The following is an 18,842-nucleotide window of genomic DNA, read 5'->3' on the forward strand; positions in this document are numbered from 1 at the left end:
CCTCATGAAATCACGGTTGAAAATGGTCCGGCGAGCGCGCCCAGAACATCGTCAACGTTTTGCGGGGAGACGTAGTAGTCGACGGCGCCCTGCGCGGCGCTGGTCGGCGTAGGCGCGTAGATCGCGATGTCGTCGACCGACCCGTCGAAGGAGTTGCGGCCGACGACGGTGACCCCGGTGACGTTCGCCGGCGCCACGAAGGTGCCGGAGGCAAAGCCGTTGTCGGCAACCGACGCCGTCTCGACATCGGTGTCGCCCTCGATGCGCAGATAGACCGAGCTGGCGGTGCGGTCGGACACGGTCATCGACCAGCGGTAGGTGGTGCCGGCGGTGAGGCTCAGCGGCTGATCGAGCGTGCCCAGGCTGCCCGGCGTATGCGTGGCCTTGCCGCCCGCGATGGTCCAGCCGCCGGCGGCCGTCCAGTCGTCGCCGGTCGCGAAATCGCCACCACTCACCGCGTTGGTGCGGGTCGCATCGCCGTCGTAGAGCGTGAGCGCCGTGCCGGGCGTTATCGCGGCCGGACTGCCGATCCGGTCGGTGTCGAGATCGGGCGCTACACCCGGCGCCGTCCGAAAGACCGAGACGGCAGTCGTCGCCGATCCGATGGGCAGCAGAACGGTGATCGCCGCGAAGCCCGGCCCGCCCTGGGCGGTGACCGTTCCCGGATCCAGCGGCGCGGGCAAGGGCGCCGCGCCCGATCCGACGGTGTGCAGGATGGCCGGGCTCGCCGGACTTTCCGCGCCATTGGCCGCGATGGAGATCGCGCGCAGCTCGACCACCTGGCCGCTCATGTAGCCGTCGATCTGTGCGCCGCCGTTGGTGGTGGGCAGGGTCACGCTGTCGAAGGCTGGCGCGCCTTGCAGCCGGTGCTCGATCCGGTAGGAGCTGAGCAACACCGCTCCGGACACACCTGGCGCCAGCAGAACGGTGATCGGCGCTTCTTGTGCTTCCGGGTCGCCAGCGCCTGGAAGCGGGAATGCGTAGACCGGCTCGCTCGCGATGCGGGTGATGCGCGGGGCGGGCAGGGCCGAGGCGGGCAGCGCGATCGGAGCGCCGACGCGCGGCGACCAGGCGGGCGGCACCTCGGCATCGGCCAGCGCGTCGATGATGGGTGCGGCGGCGATCAGCGACAGCCGCGCCGAAAAATCCTCGGCCGGTTCTATCTCGAGGATCTTCATCGGCAGGCTTTCGGTCGCAAGCGGCCCGACATGCACCACGTCGCCGGGCGCCGGCATCGCATCACTCACGATCAGCCGCAGAAGCGCGGTCTCGGTTCCGGTGTTCGCGATCTCGCGCACCAGGGAGGTGCCGATGCTGTCGTCCTCGTCCGCATGGACCCGGAAGCGCAGGCCGTAAACCTCAGCCGGGTCCATCTCGATCCGCTCGTCCAGTTCGATCACGCTGCCTTCGACGCGCACCACCCGCGCCGCGACCAGCGTCCGGTCCAGCGTCTGGAACGATCCCATCACCAGGTCGCCGCGGGTCGCGACCCGCGCGGCACCGTCCTGCATGCAGGTGAAGACATCGGGGCGATGAATGACCTCGTATTGTGCGCGGCGCGCCTCGCGCCAGATCTCGACGGGATCGGTTTTGCCGGGAAGGGGCAGGTCTTCGGTCAGGTCGATCGGGCCGGTATGTCCCGGCCAGCGCACGATCCGTTCGGCCGGCTGGTACCCGTTCGTCTCATCCGCAAACTGCACCCTGATCGCGTCGGGCGGCTCCTGGTAGCTGCGCTCCCAGGCAAAGGCGCGGGCGTTGCGATCGCTGACGTGATCGATCACCGGTTGGTCGGGCCGATCGATCACCACGGTCCATTTCTGTCCGTCGTGGCGCGGGGTGGCGCGGCCCGCGCGGGCGATCATCCGCAGCATCATCCCAAGCGTCTCGTCGGCCTCGTGCACCCGGTCGTATTTGAAGCCGCGCGCGGTGCAGAAGTCGTGCCAGTCCGCCAGCGCATCGAGGTCCAGCTCCGAGATATCCGCCGGATAGGGATTGGCCGGACCGGTCAGGGCGGCGCGGAACGCCGCCGCCGGATTGCGCGGCAGACCCTCGGCCCAGGTGCTTCCGGTCCAGTCCGGCGCACAGCGGCGCACAACAGCGTTGACGTCGTCGAGCTGCCCGCTCAGCTGGAACGTCGCGCGGATGCGCATCGCGACGAGGGCCAGAGGCTTGTCGAAGGCGATGGGATATTCCGGGCGGACCGACTGCATGGCCGAGAGGATGCTGCGGTCCGAGGTCTGCGTGTCGGGCCGCTCTTGCGTCATGCGCGTGACCTCGATCTCCCACCGGCCCCGGCTGGGCAGCTGCCAGGTGTATTGCCGAAAGAACCCCTCGCGCTTCTGTGCGACGATGCTCAGGGTCTCGACCTCGCTCCATTCACCGCCGGGAAGGCGCTGGCGGATGCGGATGTCGACGGGGCGCGAACGCAAATCGCCATTGTCCTTGACGTAGAACAGACCACTCGGAAAGCCGAAGATCAGGCTCACGATGTCGGTGTCGTCGGCCGTGGTGCGCACCACCGGCGTCTCGATGGGATCGCCCGTCGCGATCTCACCGGCGTCGTCGCGCGGGAAAGGCCGGACGAGCTCGACGCCCAAGGGCTCCTCGAGCACCTGTTGCGGGTAGAGGGTCACTGGATCGTCGTTCGGCCGGCCCTCGCGGATCTCGACCTCGATGTCGTCGAAGTCGTCGATCGACGTGTCGCCCAGGCGCAGGTCCTCGATCTGCACCGGGCCGTAGCCGAAGGTGAAGAGCGCGCGCACATACTGATCGTCGCCCACGATCTCGGTGTAGGAGGTGGCGGCGAAGGGCGGCGCCATGCGGTGCTGACCCAGCAGGTAGGGGATCGCCTCGTTGCGGCGCACCTGGTTGGACCAGCCGGTCAGCGCATAGGTGGAGGCGGGACGATCCGTGCGATTGTCAGGCGGCGGGGTCGGCGGGACAAGGCTGTTGACTAGCAACCGACCGGCCAGCTGCAGCCCGAGGCCCGTGAGGCTGAGCTGGGCGGCGGTGTAGCCGGTGCCGAACAGCGCGCCGGCGACGGTCGGTGCCAGGGCAATGGCGGCGATGGAAACCACGGCCAGCAGGATCGACCGCAACCCGTCCTTGCGCGGCACCATGCGCAGCACCACCTGGATGCCGGTTTTCGGTCGAACGTGCGACCAGAGGTGCTGCGGTACAGGACGTGACGCCTCGGTCGAGACCAGCACGACTCGCAGCTCGCCGAGATCCCCGGCCGTTGCACCCGGAAGCGCTGCGGCAACGATCTCGCCGACGGTCAGGCCCTCGGGCATGGTTATTGCCGTCCGCGCCTCGCCCGGATCGGCGAAGGGCGCCAGAAGCACCTTTTGCCCCGCGCGGGTCATGTCAGGGCCTCGTGGCGGAAAGCGCCGACCAGGCGCGCGGACCAATACGGATCACGGATGTCCGCGAGCTTAGACTGGTCCTCGCCGTGAACGTGCAGCATGTGCCGGGCTGTGGCGGCGATCGCGACGTGGCTGCGCAGCCGGCCCTGGCGGAAGACCAGCACGTCGAAGGACCGGATCACGGTTTGAGGCAGCCACGGCCCGCGCGCTTCGGCCGCGTTGATCAGGCGGCTGATCTCGCGGCGCTCTTCGGTACAGGTGTAGTCGCCGACGTATGACGGCAGGGAGATGTGCTTCTCTTCCCAGAGGCACAGGCGCACCAACCCCCAACAATCGACGCCGTCCCAGTCGCGCCCGAGGTCCTTGGCAGGGATCCCGATGTAGCGGTCAGACCAGCTCATCGGAACAGCCCCGGAAAGCGGTCCTTGGTGAAGCGGTCCATCGGCGCCAGCTCGTCCTCGATCGGTGCCCGCGACAGCGTCAGCGTCACCTCGCCGGCATCTCCGCCCGCCTGCATGAGCTTCAGGCCCAGGTACTGGTATTCGACCAGGTCCGGATCGGTCGACCGGACCACCGCCATGTGGACCGTCGCGCGGTCGGTGAAACTGCGCAGAACCTCGGCAATGCGGTTGTCGACGTTCTCCAGCACGAGGGCACCGGAGGCCGGCGCGTCTTCCTGGTCGCCCGGCAGCTCGGCCGAGACCAGGGCGAAGAGGAACGGCTCGGCCGAGGGGCTCGGGTCCAGCCAGGTCGATCGGGTGCCGTAGAGCAGCGGCTCGACGGACAACCTCTCGGTCGGATCGGTCGAGAGACGGATCGGCGCCTCGAGCGCGGGATGCTCGAACTGGAACAGCGCGATATCGACTTCCGCGGTGTTCGCGGCGTCGAAGCCTCGGCGGGCGTTGAGCGAAATCCGTCTCATGGCATCACCGAGATGTTGAACGACAGGGTGAAGCTTTGCCCGCGCAACGTCTCGCTCGGCGGCGTGCCGAAGAGGCAGAGCCAGCGCGCCGCAAGCGATACAGGCGCGCCGGCCGAGGTCAGCAGCGGGGCACCGGTATCGGTCAGCAGCGCCCAGCCGTCGGTGGTGGGATCGGGCATCCAGAACGGCAAGGTGCCGTGGCGCAGGGTTTCGACGTGGAACTGCTCGAACTCGGCCTTCTGGCTGCGCGAGACGACCACCGACATGGCAACCGTGCGCGGGACGCTGGAATAGCGTCGACGATATCCCGGAGGGCCGACCTCGGCGTTCTTCGCCAGCCGGGGGTCAACGAGCTGCCCCTGGTAGCCGCTGCGCAGCGGACGGGGCAAGGTCGCAGGCCAGTCGAGCACGGTCATCGCTTCGGCCCCGTGGTTTTCAGCCCGTAGGCCGAGCCTAGCGCGCGGCGCGCCCGGCCGCCCGGCATGGTCAGCGCATCGCCCACCGCATCCGCCAGGACGAAGCGGGTGCGGCGCTGGCCCGAGGGCAGCGTGTCTTCTTCGGCGGTCACGTTCACGCCCCGCCCGGTCTGGTCGATCAGCTGGATCACCGGACGGCCGCCGTCGGCAGGCATCGCCGCACCACCGCCGAAGGCGCCGCCGGCGGCAAAGGCGGGCAAGCTGCTCCCGATGCTCAGCGATCCGCTGTTGATCGCCTCGAGCAGCGCTCGGTTCTGCGAGGTGGCGCGGGCGTTGACGATGAACTCCCCCGACGAGATCCAGCTCAAACCGCCGTCCGACCGGCTGTCGCCACGGGCGTACTGCATGCCGCCGTCGGCGTTCTGCGGCACGCTTTCCAGACCGAGGGCGGAGCCGATCACGCCGATGAGCCCACCGCCGCTGCCGCCGCCAAGCAGCCCGGCGAGCGGACCTTCGCCCAGCAAGAGCGCCTGGAGCGCCGCGTCCTCGAGCGCCGCGGCCATACGGTCGATGGCGGATGCGGCCTCGTCGCCGCCGCGGATCAGCCCGCGCAGCGCGTCATAACTGGTCTGCTGGAAAAACTCCGCGCGCTCCTGCGTCCGGGCAATCGCCTGTTCCTCGCGCTGGCGGGTGGCGATGATCTCTTCGATCTGGGCGCGCTCGGCCTCGGTTGCGGCCGCAAGCGTCTCGCGGTTGCGCAGCATCTCCTTCTGGACCGGGTCGGTCTCGCGCAGAATGTCGAGCTGGCGCTGTTCGCTTTCGATGAGCCGCTCGACGGCCTCCCGCTGGCGCTCGAGCTCCTTCGCGGCCTTGTCGCGCTCGCCGCCGCCGCCGCCGCGGGACCCGCTGCTCCCTCTAGGAGTGGTGATCCTGTCAAAGTTCGCAACCGCTTGGCGCTGGCGCGCCCGGACACTGGCGTCGGGGATAACCTGCTGCCCCATGACCGCGTCTTCATCGGCCATCGCAGGTGTTGTTGTCGAAATCGCCAGAGCCCGCGACACGGCAATTCCGAGCCAATTCGCGAGACGCTCTGCTTCGGATGCTGCCGACGAAATACCGCTCGTGATGTCTAGGAGTGAGAGCGCCTGTTTGTGCTCGAATGCGCGCCGCATCTCGTCTGCAAGATCGCCGGTGACGCCCAGTGCTTCAATTTCCGCTTCAAATGCGCGCCGGGCGGCAGTCGCGCGCGCTTCGGCGACCTCGACGCTTTCGGCTCCGTGTTGAAGAGACAGGCGTTGGATCTCGTTCTCTTCGCGGAGCCCAGCCAGAATGTCTTGCGCAGCCGACCACTGTTCCAGCCGCGTGTTCAAATACTCGCGCGCGGATTGCACCAGGTTCGCGCCAACCTCTGCGGCATAAAGACCGGACGAGATCAGGCTTTGCTCCGCCGCGCGCAGATCTTCTTCGGTTTGAACAACCTCGTTTCGAAAAGCACGGTATTCCTCTTTCAGACCACCCGCGGCCCGTGCAGAGGCATCAACCGTAGCCAACAGCTTTTCGATGCCTGCAATCTGGCCGGAAATCTCTTCTGCCGAGAACAAATCGCTCAGAGACGACCGAATTGCGTCCGATGCACCATCGTTGCCAGCTCGGCTCAATTCCCGTGCGAACGCCAGTGCCGATTGCCCAATATTCTGCACGAGAGCTTCGGCGGCGTTTTTTGCGTCTGCCTCGATGCCCTCCCGTCCGATGTCCTGCAAGTCCTGGATCATCCTGGCGATCTCGGGGGAGATGTTGCCGAATTCTTCCCGGATATCCGACGCCGACCGCGTGGCGCGGTCCCGAAAATCATCGACCCGACCGCCCAGCCGTTCGAGGATGTCTTCCAGGCTCTCGGCTTCTTCTCCAGACGAACTCAGCCATTGGTACATCGCCGCACCGGCCGCGATCGAACCAATGGTAATCAGGTTGATCGGGCTCAGCATCGCCGTCGCGCCGCTCAGTAGCATTTTGAATGCGTCGCGGCCCGTGGCGCCTGACTGCTGGAACACCTGGCCGATCTGGGTGCCCTGCTGGATCGCGAGCTGAAGCGGGTTCTGGCCGGCGGCCAGCATCACGCCGATGTCGTTGAACTGTGCTGTGAGGTTGCCGACGGACCCTGCAGCAACGATATGGCTTTCCGTGACGCCACGGGCGCCCTGGGCGGCGCGGTCACCTGCGGCGGCGACCGCGTCCAGCCCGCCGGCGGTCTGCAGCGCCTCGTCGCCCATGGCATCGAGCGCGGTGGCGGCACCGCGTCCCTTCGAAGAGATCGCGTCGAACGCCTTTGTGACGTCCCGCGCCTCGCGGGCGACGGACTGCATCTCGGCCTTGGCCTGCTTGCCATCCGCGACCAGCGAAACTGCGTACCGGAACGTCATTTCAAGCCTCGTTCAATGCGGCTTCAGCACCGCTTTCGATGATCCGCACCTGCGTCCAGAGATCCGGGTCCGGATCGATCCCGGCAAGGCGCAGCCCGGCCTCCGCGCCGGCGTAGTCCAGGCCGTGGTGAACGCAGCCGCGCGGGCCGAGCGTGACGCGCCACTGGCTCTGGACCGCGAGGAAGGCGCGCAGGGCGGCAACGTGATCGGGCCAGACGCCGTCATCGTCCCGGCGGTCCGCGGTGAGCAACTCGAGAGGGATACCGAAGAAGGCGGCGTCTTTCGCCAGTTCCTCGTCGGCACGGGTATCATCCTCGAGCTCGCCGAGCGCCCAGGCGCGCCCGGCCCACCTCAGTTTCCCGCCTTGGCGCCGATCATCGCCGACTGGTAGCCACGCAGCAGACCGAGGCGCATATAGGGCAGCTCCAGCAGCTGGTCGCGCAAATCCTCGGAATAGGGCAGCGGCTTGTCCTGCTCGTCGACCATGTCGTCGAGGCGCACGAGGATTTTCCGGACCAGGTCCTTCAGCCCCTCGGCCGTCATGGTGTCGAAGCTGGCGAACTCGTCGTCGGTGATCACCTCGAAGGTGGCGCGGATCGTCTGTTCGTCGAAGCCGCCGTCGACCGGCACCTTGATCGGCACGACATGGGTGAAGCGGGGTGTCTTGGCGATCTTGAACATGGGCGGGGTCCTTGCAGGGTCAGGTGAGGGTGAGGGTCCACTGGTCGTTGCCGGCGCCTGGAAGCGGCTTCAGCCGGAGCGGCCATTCCTTAATCTTCTGCGCCTCGGTCACGCCCTGCGGGCGCTGCATCTGCGCGGTGGGGATGTTGAGCGCGCAGATGTTTCCGGCGGCAGTGCCATGCACGAGGTCGATCTCGACCGTCGCCTGGTCCCGCGCCAGGGCGAAGGGGTCGAGCGTCGCGAGCGGCGTCGCCTCGATCTGCATCTCGATCATGTCCGACCGATCGACGATGGCGATCTCTTCGGCGCCGATCAGGAAGCGCGGCTCGACCTCGTTGCCGAAGCCCAGCTTGAAACTGCGCAACACGTGGTTTGCCGCATTGATCGAGAAGCCGGGCGTGTTGGCCTTGGAGGCCATCAGCGGCTTGAGGAAACCGTCGAGGTTCACGGTGGGCAACACCTGCGCCGACGGCTTGGTCCAGAGCCCGGTGAAGGTGAACTCGAGATAGGGGATGCCAGAGGCGTTGACGGTGATCTCGCAATTACCGCGTGCGCCCAGCAGTGTGTAGAGCGTTCCGTCGATGTTGAGATAGAAGGTGGCGCTTTCGAAGGTGCCGGAGATCGGGTTGTAGGTGACATCCGTGCCGGCATCGACGGTTTCCGCCACGCCGCAGGCTCGGATCAGCGGTCCCCAGGCGGGCGCGGTCCCGGCGGTGCCCGATCCGGCCAGTTCGACCTTGAAGGTCATGACCATGTGCAGATCGTAGGGGATCGTGCCGGACGCACCGAGATAGACCGTGTCGTGGTTGCGGTCCTGGTCGGAGCCTTCCATCGGGCGGATTGCGATTTCCGTGGCGAGGATCGCGTTGGCAGCACCCGTCGGCACAGCATCGGTGCCGTAGGTGGTCTCGATCTTTGCCAGGAAGGTCTTCTTGCGGAAGAACAGCGACATTTATGCCTCCTCGGATGTCTGGGACGCCCTGCCTTCCGGGGCAGGCTTGCTCTTCGGATTGGCGGTGGGGCGCGGCTGGCCCTTGTCGTCGCGCAGATAGCTGCCGCCGGACTGGGGCAGAGCGGGCTTTTTCGTCTTGGGCATCAGAAGATCCTCAGCTGGTCGGAGATGGAGAATTCGATCTGGTAGGCGAGGCGCCCGACGCCCGGATCGATGATGTTGGCGCGCGTCAGCTCGAAGACGCCGGCTTGGTCGCCCGGCGCCCAGCCGGCGACGGCCTCGATGATCTCTCGCAGCATCGGGTGCAGCCTCTGCAGCGCCCTGGCACCCAGCTGGTCCAGCGAATTCACGATCAGCACTACCGCGATGCTCTCGCGGATCGGCTGGATGAACCGACCGGCGGCAGCGGTCGCGGCGCTGCCCTGCAATCCCAGCGGCAGGACGTAGGCCGCGACGGGAAAGGCGGGCAGGCTCTTGCGCTGCATCAGCGTCGTGAACTCGGCCGCGCCGAAGGTGCGGCTCTGCAGCTCTGCGACCTGCGCCTCGAGGCGGGCGATGACGTCGTCGATCATCAGATGAACCCCTTGAGACTGTCTTCGGTCATCGGGCGTTCGCGGTCGGTGACCTGCGCGCCGCCGCCGCCGGTGGTCGCCGGCGCGACGCCGTCGGCGCGCAGCTGGACCACGCCGCGGGCGATGTCGCGCAACGTGACCAGGGCGTCCTTGTAATCCTGGACGATCTTGCCGTTGGGCTCATAGACATGCAGCTTGTAGATCGCGATGGCCTTGGCCAGGTCGCGGATCAGCGGGTCGACCGTGCTGAGCGGCAGCTGGTATTTCGCCGCCAGGTGCCCGTTGATGAGGGCATCGGTATCGGCCAGCGCCGCATCGACCACGTCGGTGTCGATCATGTCGGTGGCCACGTCGCCGCGATCGGTGAGACCGATGAGCTGGCGCTCACCGTGCCGGTCGATCAGGTCTGCAAGCGAAGTGTAAGCCACGTCTCGTGTCCTCGGTCAGGAAAGGCCCGGCGGCATATGCCATCGCCGCCGGGCAAGGTGTCGCCTTGATGCGGCGGTCAGTCCGCCGCGGCGATGGCAGGATGCCAGGCGACGATCAGCAGCGGATCGTCCTCGAGCGCCTGAAGATCGGCCTCGGTCAGCTCGTCCATCGGGATCAGAACCGGTTCCGGCCCGAAGGCACGGCCGGCGCGGCGGCGGCCCTGGCGCGGTCCGATCACCTCGATCATGTCGGCGATGCCCAAGCCGAGCTCTTTCGCCTGGGAAACCATCGCCGCCACTTCCGCGCCCTGGTCCTTCGCCAGGTCCGCAGCGGTCCCGGCGGGGGCGCCCTCAGCCCCCGCCGGCGCCGTCTCGGACGCGTCCGATCCGGCGGCAGCCCCCCGCGCTGCCTCTGCCTCAGCCACGCGTGCGGCCAGGGTATCGTCGCCGATGTTGGCGGCGAACTTGACGCCCAGCTCGTTGGCCTTGGCCTCCAGCGCCTCGCGCTCTGCGGTCTTCTCGGTCATCGCAAGACCCTCCCTTACGCCAGCCACGGCACCACGAGCAGTTCGGCAGTGCCTTTCCACTCGTTGGTCTCGCCGCCGGCGGCGTATTCGGAGTTGAGGATCTTGCGGCCGGCGCTTTCCAGCGCGGGCGGCACGACCAGCAGTTTGGGCATGATGCCCAGCGGGCGGCCGTAATCGCCCTTCATGCCCTGCAGCGCGGCGCGTGCGGTGGCGTAGTTGGCCGCGTTCAGCGTCTGTTTGGAGCCCCACGCGAATTGCCAGAAGCCGAAGCCAGTATTGAAGCGCGCGTCGGCCCCGTACTGGAACTCCTTGTTGTTGAACACCGCGTCATCCGTGAGCTTGTCCTTGGCGACGAACTCGAAGTCGCGGCGCTTCTGCAGGATGATCGGCTTCAGCGCACGACTGTCGTCGATCAGGAACCAAGGTGCGCCGGAACCACCGTCGGTGTTGGCGACCGAGATCACCTGTCCCTTTTCGTCCAGCACCGGATGGTCGGTGTCGAAGAAGTTCTGGCCGTCGTAGCAGGGCTGGCTGAAACCGAGCTTCAGCGTGTCCGCGAAAACCAGCGTATCTTTCTTGGAGCCTGTGGACATGCCCATCTCGGTGAACATCGGGGCGTAAATCCCGAGGTTATCGGTCTCGATATCGTCGCGATCGACGCCGATGGTCAGTTCCCAGGCCTTTTCGGCGATGGCATAATCGTGCTGCGACAGGTTCTGCACCGCGCGGGCGCCGATCCATTCGCGGACGTTGGGCATCTTGCCGAGCCAGCCGTACTTCTGCTCCTTGGTCATCGACGGGACTTCGGTCGCGACGCGCGACCACATGCTGGGCGCCTGGCCCAGGCCGTTCTGGAAGTTGGTCTTGAAGCCGACACGCAGCGTGTCGAGGTTTGCGGCATTCACCAGCATGGTCTGATCTCCTTAGGAGGCGTTGGTCAGGGCTTCGTCGAAGCGGACCCAGACGCCGGTGGCGTCCACATCCTCGACGATGCCGGCAGGGGAGCGGGTGGAGGACCCGTTCGTCTTGGCGACGGTCTGGTCATCGACGGCGAAACACACCGCGCCGATGTCGCCGATGGCGATCGCGTCCGCGGCGGCCGAGTTGGCGAAGTGAAACACGCCCGGCAGATACTCCGCGCGAAGATCACCATTGGCGCCGGCGCTGTTGTCGACCCGCGCCTCGGACCGACCGACGCCGACGAGGCCGGTGGCGGTCTGGCCTTCGACCAGGTAGCCGGCGGCGTTGCGCATCACGATCGCCCCGGCGAAGAGCGTGGTGGCCGCGGCGACAAGGCCGGTGCGTTTGTCGCCCTGAAGGCGGGCGGTGTTGCGGTCCTGGGTCAGGGCGGGCATCAGAGCGTCTCCTGTGCATCACGCTCGGACTTGAGCGTCTTGAGATATTCATCGGCCGGGATGCCCAGCAGCTTCGCTGCTTGGGTCTGTTCGGCGCTCAGCGCGATGGCGCCATCCTTCGCTGCCGGGGCGACGAGGGTGGTGTGGGTGGCGCCCAGCTGCGGCAGGGAGTTGATGATCTTCTCCGCCTGCTCGGGGTTCTGGACGTGCAGCGCGACGTATTCGGCGCGCGCGCCTTTCACGCCGACACGCTTGCCGGCGATGGCCTTGTCGATGAAGGCTTCGGCAGCGGCCTGTTTGCCGCCGGTTTCGAGCTTGTCGAGCCGGGCCTGCAGCGCCGTCAGGGTTTCGGCCTGCTCGCCGGCGCCGGCCTTGAGGCCCTTGGCAGTGGCGACGAGCGCCTCGGGTGTGGCATCGCCTTCGACGCCCAGGGCCACGGCAATGGGCGACAGGGCGGCACTCAGCGCCTCGCTGTCGGGCTTGTCGGCTGCGAGCTTGGCTTCGAGCGCCGCCATGACTTGCTCTTCGGTGGCGTCCTCCGCCAGGCCGAGCATCTTGGCCAGTTTCTGGAGCATGGAATCTTGGTCCTTCCTGCTGAGAGGGGTGAGGTCCCGCACGGCGGGATCGTTGGTCAGCGCCGCACGGGCGATGGCGGTCAGCTTGCCCTTGGCGTCGGGCAGGATGACGGGAGAGATGCCCCAATAGGCCCGATCCGACAGCAGCTCGGTGCCGCGACGTGTCCAGTCCACGCGCCCCCAGATGCCATCCTCGCGCTCTTCCATCTCGACGATGTAGCCGACGGCCGGAGCATCTAGCCCCAGCTTGCCGGCGGTCTCGGTCGAATGGTTGAGGTCGATATGCAGGCGCTTGTGGCTGGCAAAGCTGAGGCGGATCACTTCGGCCGCGTCTTCATAGCGCCAGGGACCGCGGCCATCGACGGCGCGGAATTCGCCTTTGGGGATCAGGTGGACCCATTCGGGCACCGATGCTTCGCCGCTGGGCGCGGGCAGTTCGATGACGGAGAGGGCGATGGGTGTCTTGTCCATGCGGCGATCTTTGCCGCGCGGACCGCACCCGAAACATTGTCAACAGGTTGACCGGACGACAAGTGCCGTACTCACGCTACCCTGATCCGCGGTGCCGCCTGCGTCAATCCCCGGCGGCAGTGCCCAGGTATTCGGTGATCGTCTCGAGGATGTTCTCGCGGTCGGTCGGGCCGACGCCGAGGAAGGGCCGGGCCGGGATGTCGCCCCAGGGGATGGTCATGAAGAAATCCCGGCCGTTCTTGTCCTTGCCGATCCGCGCGCCGAATTCCCCTTGGGCAGCACCCAGCTGCATCACGGCGGCGTAGATCATGTTCGATCCCCATTCGACCGACGTGGCGGTGGCGGCGTGGCTGATCGTGGTCGAGAGGCTCTTGCTGGGACCGATCAGGGGGCGCGGGCCGGGCGTGTCGCCGCGTTTGGCGTAGGCCGCCAGGGTCGAGGGCTTGCGCGGCGCCCAGGCGTTGCCCTCGGGATCGGTGCCGGTGGCGAAGTTCTGTTCCGTGCTTCGGACCATCAGCTCGCCCAGGTCCTGCATCAGCGGCGTCATGTCCGTCAGCGCCGCCGCGAGCCGCGTCAGCCCTTCGGTGATCTCGTCTTCCTTGAGTTCGTGGCGGATCATGCGTATATCCCTCTTTGCAGGCGTGACACGGTAATATTCTCGCGGCCGTAGCACGATCTTCGGATCGGAGCGCTATGTGGGGTAGCCGGCGAAAGCTGGAAGCGGGGCCCCACCGCCTGCATCATCCTCTTTTCAGCAACCGCCGAATGACCTGAGCGCGCAGGAATGGGTCACCGCTCATCCGCCGGAAGCTTGTCAGGAACAGGCCCTGGCCGGAGCTGGTCGCTTTGACGACAACGAGGTGGCCGTCATCGGCATCGCGGATGAAGACCATGCTGCGCGGCGTGTCGCGGACGCGGTGCGTTGCTTCGTCGACCGCCAGCTGCGCCATGGCGTATTCGGCCGGCGTCAGCTCCGGATGTTCGCGCAGCTGCTTCCTTGCGGTCTCCTCGCTCATATCGGCGACGCGCCGCTGCGCACCCAGGGAGGCGGCATCCTCGGCCGAGAGGCGCACCATAGGCCAGTTCCCGCGCGGATCCTTCAACCACGCCTCGAAGCCTTCGCGTAACCAGTCCTGGATCAGATCGACCGACGGCTGGTCCGGCAGGCGGTCCAGCCGGTCTCGCAATGCCAGAACCGTATCGCTGACCGTGGCGCCGGGCGCATAGTCCCAGCCCTTGCCGATCCCGCGGGGCGCGCCGGTGCGCGGGTCGATCGACTGCCAGCCGTCGGGCAGCTCCTTGTCCGGATCACCGCCCAGGCGCCGAACGCCGGCAGGGGTCCGCGCGCCCGAGACCGAGCAGCTGCAGCCCCAGCCATTGGGAGGGAAATGCGCGGCCCAGAACGGATGGTCCGGCGGCAGGGCGATGCCGTTCCAGGACAGATGGTCGAGACGCGGCTCCACCGATCCGCCGTGGAAGTAGACCCAGAAGGCGTAATTGCCCTCGGTCAGCTGAGCATAGCGCCCGGCCATGTAGCTCGTGCGCATGTTGGTCCGGTAGATCACCCGCGTCCGCCAGGCTTCGCCGGCTTTCGTGCCTTCACCGGTCCAGCCGTGCCAGCCGCGGCGCTCGACGATCTCGCGGAAATCGCGGCGGAACTCCTCGAGGCTCGTGCCGTTCGCGATCACCTTGTCGACGGCGGTGGCCAGGTCGGCCAGCAGATCGGCCTTCGTGGCACCTGCCACCATGAAGGCGCGGTCGTGCGCGCTGCGCTTGATGTCGTCCCAGCGGCTGGTCGGAACAAGATCACCCAGGCGCGCACGGAAGGCCGCGACCTGTTCGGCAAACGGGCGACGGAAGGTAATGGCAATGGGCGAATCAGGAGGTGCCATCTACCATGTCTCCATGGGTGAGGATCTCGAAGCGATACTGTTCGGATTTGCGCAAGCGATGTTCTCCGGCGAACCTGTATCGAGCACCACTCCGGACTTCGAGGCGGCACTGGCGAAGCTTTCCGAAAATCGCACCTTGAAAGCGCAGTCGGCGATGACGTGGCCGATCCCGGCCAAGACCGCTTTGAGAGAGCTGCTGATTTGCTGGATATTCGTCATTCGGCAGTCGATCGAACAGGGCGATCCATCTCCGGTACCGCAGGACTGGATTTCCGGTTCATCCTCGACACGGCTAAACGAGAAGCTCGTCGCCGAAATTCTGAATAGGTCAGACGCGCTGATATCGCTGTCTCAACGCAGGCGCCAAGCTCTCGAAGATCGCGGGCGGATGCACTGAGCGCGATCTGAAACGCACGATCGTGCGCTGCGTCGGTTTCAGACATCGGCCTCATCCTCCACCGTCGCCCGGCCGCCGGCTTCAGCGCCCATCAGCGCGAGGGCCATCACGTCGGCGAGGCCGGCGCTGTCGAGCGTCGGGTAGGCGCTGAGAAGGGTTGCGCGGAACTCCTCGAGCGATCCCGCCACCTCGAGCATTGCCTCGATCTGTCCCAGCATTTGGCCCATCTCGGGTGCGGCCTCCCGCGCGAGGCGATCTTCGGCATCGGCAAGAACCGCAGAGCGGCCCGCTGAGGCGCTCAATCTCTGAAGTGGGGCGGTGACCCGCGAAAGACCGAGATGGGTATTCAATGGGTATTCAACGGCGCTCTCCGGGGGCATTGCGCCGGAACCCGGCGCCGAAGGTGCGCCTGGCGCCGCGGTTTTGGCCAGCGGGGTGAGGATTTCCTCCCCTTTCTTGGGTTCGGGCAGGCCGAACTTGCGCATGACGGCGGGCTTCGACACCTGGAGGCCCCGGTCGATCAGCGGGCCGACTGCTTCGGCGAAGTGCTTGAGGTCTTCCTCCTCCGGCCGTTCGATCTTCAGCCGGGGATATTTCGCCTGCGGCCCGAACTCGAGATCGATCCAGGGCCGGATCAGGTCGCGGTTGAGGATCGCCGCCAGGGCCTTGCAGTCGGCGCGCTCGATCACCTCCTGGACCTCGCGGTGTTCCTTGCCGGATCCCAGCCCGCCGGTTTCCGCGTCGGTGGTCGCGGTCTGTCCCAGCACCGCCTTGGAGATCTGCTTGTCGAGCCAGTCCGACCGGCGCTCGTAGTGATCGGTCGACGAGCCGATGCTCTTGGCCTCGACGAATTCGATCATCATGCTCTCGGGGATGATCGCAGCGCAGTCGCCGCCGATGTTGGCCACGGCCCGGAACAGCGTGTTGCGGTCCTTCTCGTCTGCGCCGGGGCCGTATTTGCCCACCCGGATCGGCTGGCCGTAGGTCTGGGTGAAGATCGCCCAGTCGCGCTGGGTGTACGCCTTGAAGAGCCAGTTCCAGACCGCAAGGCGCGCGAGACCCGATCGCAGCGGCAGTCCGCTCTTCGCGCGCATCCGGGCGTAAATGAACTTGTACGCCGGATACGGCTCTTCCTGGCCGGTCTCGCTGATCATCAGGGGCGTGGTGAGGTCGTGATTGGCAAAGCGGAACCAGCGCGGATCGCGGTATTCCAGCCGCTCCGGCCGCCATTGACCTTCGGAGGTGTCCCAGATGATCTCGGTATGGCTGAAGCCCTTGCCGACGGCATCCAGGATGTCGAAGAGCTCGTCGGCCAGTTCGTCCCGTGTCAGCCAGTCGCGGACCGTCTGGGCCATCCGCGTGTCGTGGCTGTCTTCGCTGGCGTCTTCGATGGTGATGTCGATCTGGCTGACCGATCGTTTGCGGGTGCCCAGGACACCGGCGTAGTGCGGGTCGCGCTCTTCGATGATCTCGGCCAGCTCGAGGTACCGGATCGGATCGCCCATGTCCGCCTCGCGCAGGATGCCAGCCAAGCGGCGCGGGTCCAGCCCGTCCGCCGGCGACCCGCTGATCGGCGAGCGCACGCCGCCGAAGGTCGGCGCCGCGATCTCCTGCGTGAGCTGCGCCTTGCGCACCGGCTGGCCGCGGGCATCGAGCAGTTGCGGTGTTCTGGCCATCACAAGCCTCCTCTCATTCCGGCACCCAGCGGCGCGCGCCACCAGTCCCGGTTGATGCCGTCGTCTTCGTCGGGCTCATCGCGGAACCCGCCGTCCTGCCGCGGCGGCGTGACGCCGCGATACTCGTATTCGACCGGGGCGGCCTGGGCGGCGGCGACGGCCAGCGCCAGCGCCCAGAACCGGTCGGCGTGGCCATCGGTCTCGCCATCGGCCACGAGGCGACGGATGCCGGTGGGTCCGACGCGGGACCGGATCGCATGCAGATCGGCACGCAGAACCGGGTCGCCGGCGGGGATCGCCACGGTGCGGTCCTGCATCGCTTCCTTGAGGACGGTGGCCAGCTCGAGCTTGCGCGTGCTGGTGAAGAGCACCCCGTCGACACGACTGGATCCGTATCGGCGGATCGCATCCTCCACCGGCTTTTCGCCCATGCCGGTCTGGTCGATCGCCACGCGCAGTACGTTGTATCGATCGAAAACCTCGTCCAGAAGCCGATCCTGTTCGGCGAAGGCGATGCGCTTTTCGGCGATCACCTCGCGGGTGATCAGCTGGGCGCCGGTATCCTCGACCACCCAGATCACGAAGAGGTCGTTGCGCGCGGCGATGTCCACCCCGACGTAGACGCCCTTGCCGCCGTAATGCTCGGGGTATCCGGCGATCGGCTTCTCTACGCTGGCGATCAGATCGTAATCCAGCCAGCTGCTGGCGGCGTCGAGCCATTGCAGCTCGAACTCCTGCGCCCAGGCATCCTCGTCCGCCATGCCGGAGCGCAGCTCGTCGATATCGACGTTCAAACCCTGTTCAACGGCCTGGTAAATGTCGACGTGATGGCGGGACCAGCCGTTGTCGTCGGCGGTCATCAGCTCGTAGAACTTGTTGCCCTTGCCGTTCGGGGTCGAGATCACGCGGATCTTGTGCCCGCCCCGCGCCGCGACCGGAAAGGCAGATCCCCAGATCCGGCGGCTGTCGCGATGGAAGGCGAATTCGTCCAGCAGCAGGTTGCCGCCGAAACCGCGCGCGGCATCGGGTGAAGCGCTGAGCGCGGTGATCCGCGATCCGCCCGGAAACCGGACCTCGTGCGTCTTGTAGGTGGCGTCCAGCTCGGGGCTGTAGAACTCGCCCTCGTCGAATTCCGGCGCGGCCCCTCGCGCGATCTGGTTGTAGGCGGCCCAGAAGCCCCGGACGATGGGCTTGAGCGCATCCTCCATCGCTTCCTTTGCCGTCGCCTCCGACCGCGACAGGATGGTCCAGCGCGCCTTGCGCCCGGCGATCTCTGCCTGAAAGCAGTCGTCGGCGATCTCGCCGCAGGCGCCGAAGGTCTTGCCGCCGCGCCGGGTGAACATCCCGATCTTGAAGCGCGCCTGGTCCTGCAGCCAGCGCTTCTGGTAGGGCAGGAAGGTGATGACGGGATCGGTCATCTCCGGTCCGCCTGGCGACGCAGCTCTTCCAGAGCGAGCCGGGCGCGTGTGAGGTTCTGGTCAATGTGGTGGCTGCGGCAGAAAGTATGGTTTTCGAGATTGAGCAGCCGGCGATGCAGACCGCCCCAGGTGCGCCCGTCAACGCGCTCTCCGGCGAGATGCGCTCTGATCTGCCGCGCGGCGTCACTGCAAGCGACAGCCACGCCAAGACGCCGGTCGCGGCCATGCCAGTAAGCGGCTTGCGCTGCCATGTCGTTCGCGATCTGGGCCGGGGTCGCCATCAGCAGCTCTCCCAGTATCCGCCGCGCAGCCAGCCATGCCAGTGGCCCTCGATGTTGACCGAAGGTGTCAGCGTGGCGCTGTCGGACTTTCCGTCCCAGCACCAGGACGAGACGATGGCGGCCGGCTTGAACCCGTTGCCGACGAGGATCCGCTGCTGCAGCCCGCAGCCGCACGGGCAGAAGAACCACAGGTGTCCTTCGCCCTGGTCGCCCGGCGCGGTGAAGTGAACCGATCCCGCCATGCGCTTTTCGCGGAAGTCGCGGATGTCGCTGAAATGTACGGCCCGGATCATCTTGCGTCCTCCGAAAGGTGGATCAGGTAAGGTTCGCCGCGCCACCAGCTGAGATGCGCGACATCGCCAAGGTGCGTGACCAGGACCTCGCGCCGGCCGAAGAGCCAGGCGAGTGCCGCCTTCCAACGCGGGCCTTTGCGCCAGCGCCAGTCGCCGACCAGCAGGATCGCGTCTTCGACGACGCCAGGGCGGCGGTTCATG

23 protein-coding genes are annotated in these 18,842 nt (G+C 66.9%); 1 reads left to right on the forward strand and 22 read right to left on the reverse strand.

The genetic code is table 11. From position 1 onward, the window contains the following. Positions 1-2: 2 nt before the first annotated feature. The 17 genes from gpJ to DU478_RS17490 form a co-directional block, all read right to left on the reverse strand. Positions 3-3,365: a TipJ family phage tail tip protein gene (gene gpJ / locus DU478_RS17415; protein ID WP_114512240.1), complete on the reverse strand. Its 3,363-nt coding sequence runs from the start codon at positions 3,363-3,365 to the stop codon at positions 3-5. Next, positions 3,362-3,766 (reverse strand): NlpC/P60 family protein, encoded by a 405-nt coding sequence (locus DU478_RS17420; protein ID WP_114512241.1) that lies wholly within the window; start codon positions 3,764-3,766, stop codon positions 3,362-3,364. Before DU478_RS17420 ends, gpJ begins: the two co-directional genes overlap by 4 nt. Next, the gene (locus DU478_RS17425; RefSeq protein ID WP_114512242.1) at positions 3,763-4,287 is read right to left on the reverse strand and encodes a hypothetical protein; all 525 of its coding nucleotides are present in this window, start codon (positions 4,285-4,287) and stop codon (positions 3,763-3,765) included. The genes DU478_RS17420 and DU478_RS17425 overlap by 4 nt, the downstream gene beginning before the upstream one ends. Then, the gene (locus DU478_RS17430; protein WP_114512243.1) at positions 4,284-4,703 is read right to left on the reverse strand and encodes a hypothetical protein; all 420 of its coding nucleotides are present in this window, start codon (positions 4,701-4,703) and stop codon (positions 4,284-4,286) included. The genes DU478_RS17425 and DU478_RS17430 overlap by 4 nt, the downstream gene beginning before the upstream one ends. Beyond that, positions 4,700-7,066, reverse strand: a complete 2,367-nt coding sequence (locus tag DU478_RS17435) for a phage tail length tape measure family protein (protein WP_158545806.1) — start codon at positions 7,064-7,066, stop codon at positions 4,700-4,702. The genes DU478_RS17430 and DU478_RS17435 overlap by 4 nt, the downstream gene beginning before the upstream one ends. Before the next feature lie 58 nt (positions 7,067-7,124). Next, entirely contained in the window at positions 7,125-7,373 is a 249-nt protein-coding gene (locus DU478_RS17440) for a DUF1799 domain-containing protein (protein ID WP_233501392.1), read from the reverse strand. Positions 7,374-7,474: 101 nt separating this feature from the next. After that, complete coding sequence (locus DU478_RS17445; RefSeq protein WP_114512246.1) at positions 7,475-7,804, reverse strand: hypothetical protein; 330 nt, start codon at positions 7,802-7,804, stop codon at positions 7,475-7,477. 19 nt (positions 7,805-7,823) lie between these two features. Next, positions 7,824-8,756, reverse strand: coding sequence for a phage tail tube protein (locus tag DU478_RS17450; protein WP_114512247.1), 933 nt, complete (start codon positions 8,754-8,756; stop codon positions 7,824-7,826). Further along, positions 8,757-8,900, reverse strand: a complete 144-nt coding sequence (locus tag DU478_RS23175) for a hypothetical protein (protein ID WP_199488367.1) — start codon at positions 8,898-8,900, stop codon at positions 8,757-8,759. After that, the gene (locus tag DU478_RS17455; RefSeq protein ID WP_114512248.1) at positions 8,900-9,328 is read right to left on the reverse strand and encodes a phage tail terminator protein; all 429 of its coding nucleotides are present in this window, start codon (positions 9,326-9,328) and stop codon (positions 8,900-8,902) included. The genes DU478_RS23175 and DU478_RS17455 overlap by 1 nt, the downstream gene beginning before the upstream one ends. Further along, positions 9,328-9,756 carry a gp436 family protein gene (locus DU478_RS17460; RefSeq protein WP_114512249.1) on the reverse strand — a complete coding sequence of 143 codons (429 nt, stop codon included), beginning with the start codon at positions 9,754-9,756 and terminating at the stop codon, positions 9,328-9,330. Before DU478_RS17460 ends, DU478_RS17455 begins: the two co-directional genes overlap by 1 nt. Positions 9,757-9,833: 77 nt before the next feature. Beyond that, entirely contained in the window at positions 9,834-10,283 is a 450-nt protein-coding gene (locus DU478_RS17465) for a hypothetical protein (RefSeq protein WP_114512250.1), read from the reverse strand. Between the two features lie 14 nt (positions 10,284-10,297). Beyond that, complete coding sequence (locus tag DU478_RS17470) at positions 10,298-11,194, reverse strand: Mu-like prophage major head subunit gpT family protein (protein ID WP_114512251.1); 897 nt, start codon at positions 11,192-11,194, stop codon at positions 10,298-10,300. A gap of 12 nt (positions 11,195-11,206) precedes the next feature. After that, positions 11,207-11,638: a hypothetical protein gene (locus DU478_RS17475; RefSeq protein WP_114512252.1), complete on the reverse strand. Its 432-nt coding sequence runs from the start codon at positions 11,636-11,638 to the stop codon at positions 11,207-11,209. Then, on the reverse strand, positions 11,638-12,684 hold the full coding sequence (locus tag DU478_RS17480) for a phage protease (RefSeq protein WP_114512253.1): 1,047 nt from the start codon (positions 12,682-12,684) through the stop codon (positions 11,638-11,640). The genes DU478_RS17475 and DU478_RS17480 overlap by 1 nt, the downstream gene beginning before the upstream one ends. A gap of 103 nt (positions 12,685-12,787) precedes the next feature. After that, positions 12,788-13,303, reverse strand: coding sequence for a phage virion morphogenesis protein (locus tag DU478_RS17485; RefSeq protein WP_114512254.1), 516 nt, complete (start codon positions 13,301-13,303; stop codon positions 12,788-12,790). A gap of 121 nt (positions 13,304-13,424) precedes the next feature. Next, positions 13,425-14,576 (reverse strand): phage head morphogenesis protein, encoded by a 1,152-nt coding sequence (locus DU478_RS17490; protein WP_114512255.1) that lies wholly within the window; start codon positions 14,574-14,576, stop codon positions 13,425-13,427. Here DU478_RS17490 and DU478_RS17495 point away from each other — a divergent pair. Then, a complete protein-coding gene (locus tag DU478_RS17495; RefSeq protein WP_147276374.1) occupies positions 14,554-14,973 on the forward strand; it encodes a hypothetical protein in 420 nt (139 codons plus the stop codon). The two genes, DU478_RS17490 and DU478_RS17495, sit on opposite strands and share 23 nt — an antisense overlap. Before the next feature lie 38 nt (positions 14,974-15,011). Here the strand turns inward: DU478_RS17495 and DU478_RS17500 are convergent, their stop codons facing one another. Genes DU478_RS17500 through DU478_RS17520 form a run of 5 tightly spaced genes read right to left on the reverse strand, consistent with a single transcriptional unit; the run spans position 15,012 to position 18,841 of the window. Then, positions 15,012-16,649: a DUF935 domain-containing protein gene (locus DU478_RS17500; RefSeq protein ID WP_114512257.1), complete on the reverse strand. Its 1,638-nt coding sequence runs from the start codon at positions 16,647-16,649 to the stop codon at positions 15,012-15,014. After that, entirely contained in the window at positions 16,649-18,067 is a 1,419-nt protein-coding gene (locus DU478_RS17505) for a terminase large subunit domain-containing protein (RefSeq protein WP_114512258.1), read from the reverse strand. The genes DU478_RS17500 and DU478_RS17505 overlap by 1 nt, the downstream gene beginning before the upstream one ends. After that, positions 18,064-18,348, reverse strand: coding sequence for a hypothetical protein (locus DU478_RS17510; RefSeq protein ID WP_114512259.1), 285 nt, complete (start codon positions 18,346-18,348; stop codon positions 18,064-18,066). The genes DU478_RS17505 and DU478_RS17510 overlap by 4 nt, the downstream gene beginning before the upstream one ends. Beyond that, positions 18,348-18,641 carry a DUF6527 family protein gene (locus tag DU478_RS17515; RefSeq protein ID WP_114512260.1) on the reverse strand — a complete coding sequence of 98 codons (294 nt, stop codon included), beginning with the start codon at positions 18,639-18,641 and terminating at the stop codon, positions 18,348-18,350. The genes DU478_RS17510 and DU478_RS17515 overlap by 1 nt, the downstream gene beginning before the upstream one ends. Continuing rightward, a complete protein-coding gene (locus tag DU478_RS17520; RefSeq protein ID WP_147276375.1) occupies positions 18,638-18,841 on the reverse strand; it encodes a hypothetical protein in 204 nt (67 codons plus the stop codon). The genes DU478_RS17515 and DU478_RS17520 overlap by 4 nt, the downstream gene beginning before the upstream one ends. Position 18,842: the final 1 nt, after the last annotated feature.

Source organism: Thalassococcus profundi (genome assembly GCF_003344785.1).
Classification (GTDB): domain Bacteria; phylum Pseudomonadota; class Alphaproteobacteria; order Rhodobacterales; family Rhodobacteraceae; genus Puniceibacterium; species Puniceibacterium profundi.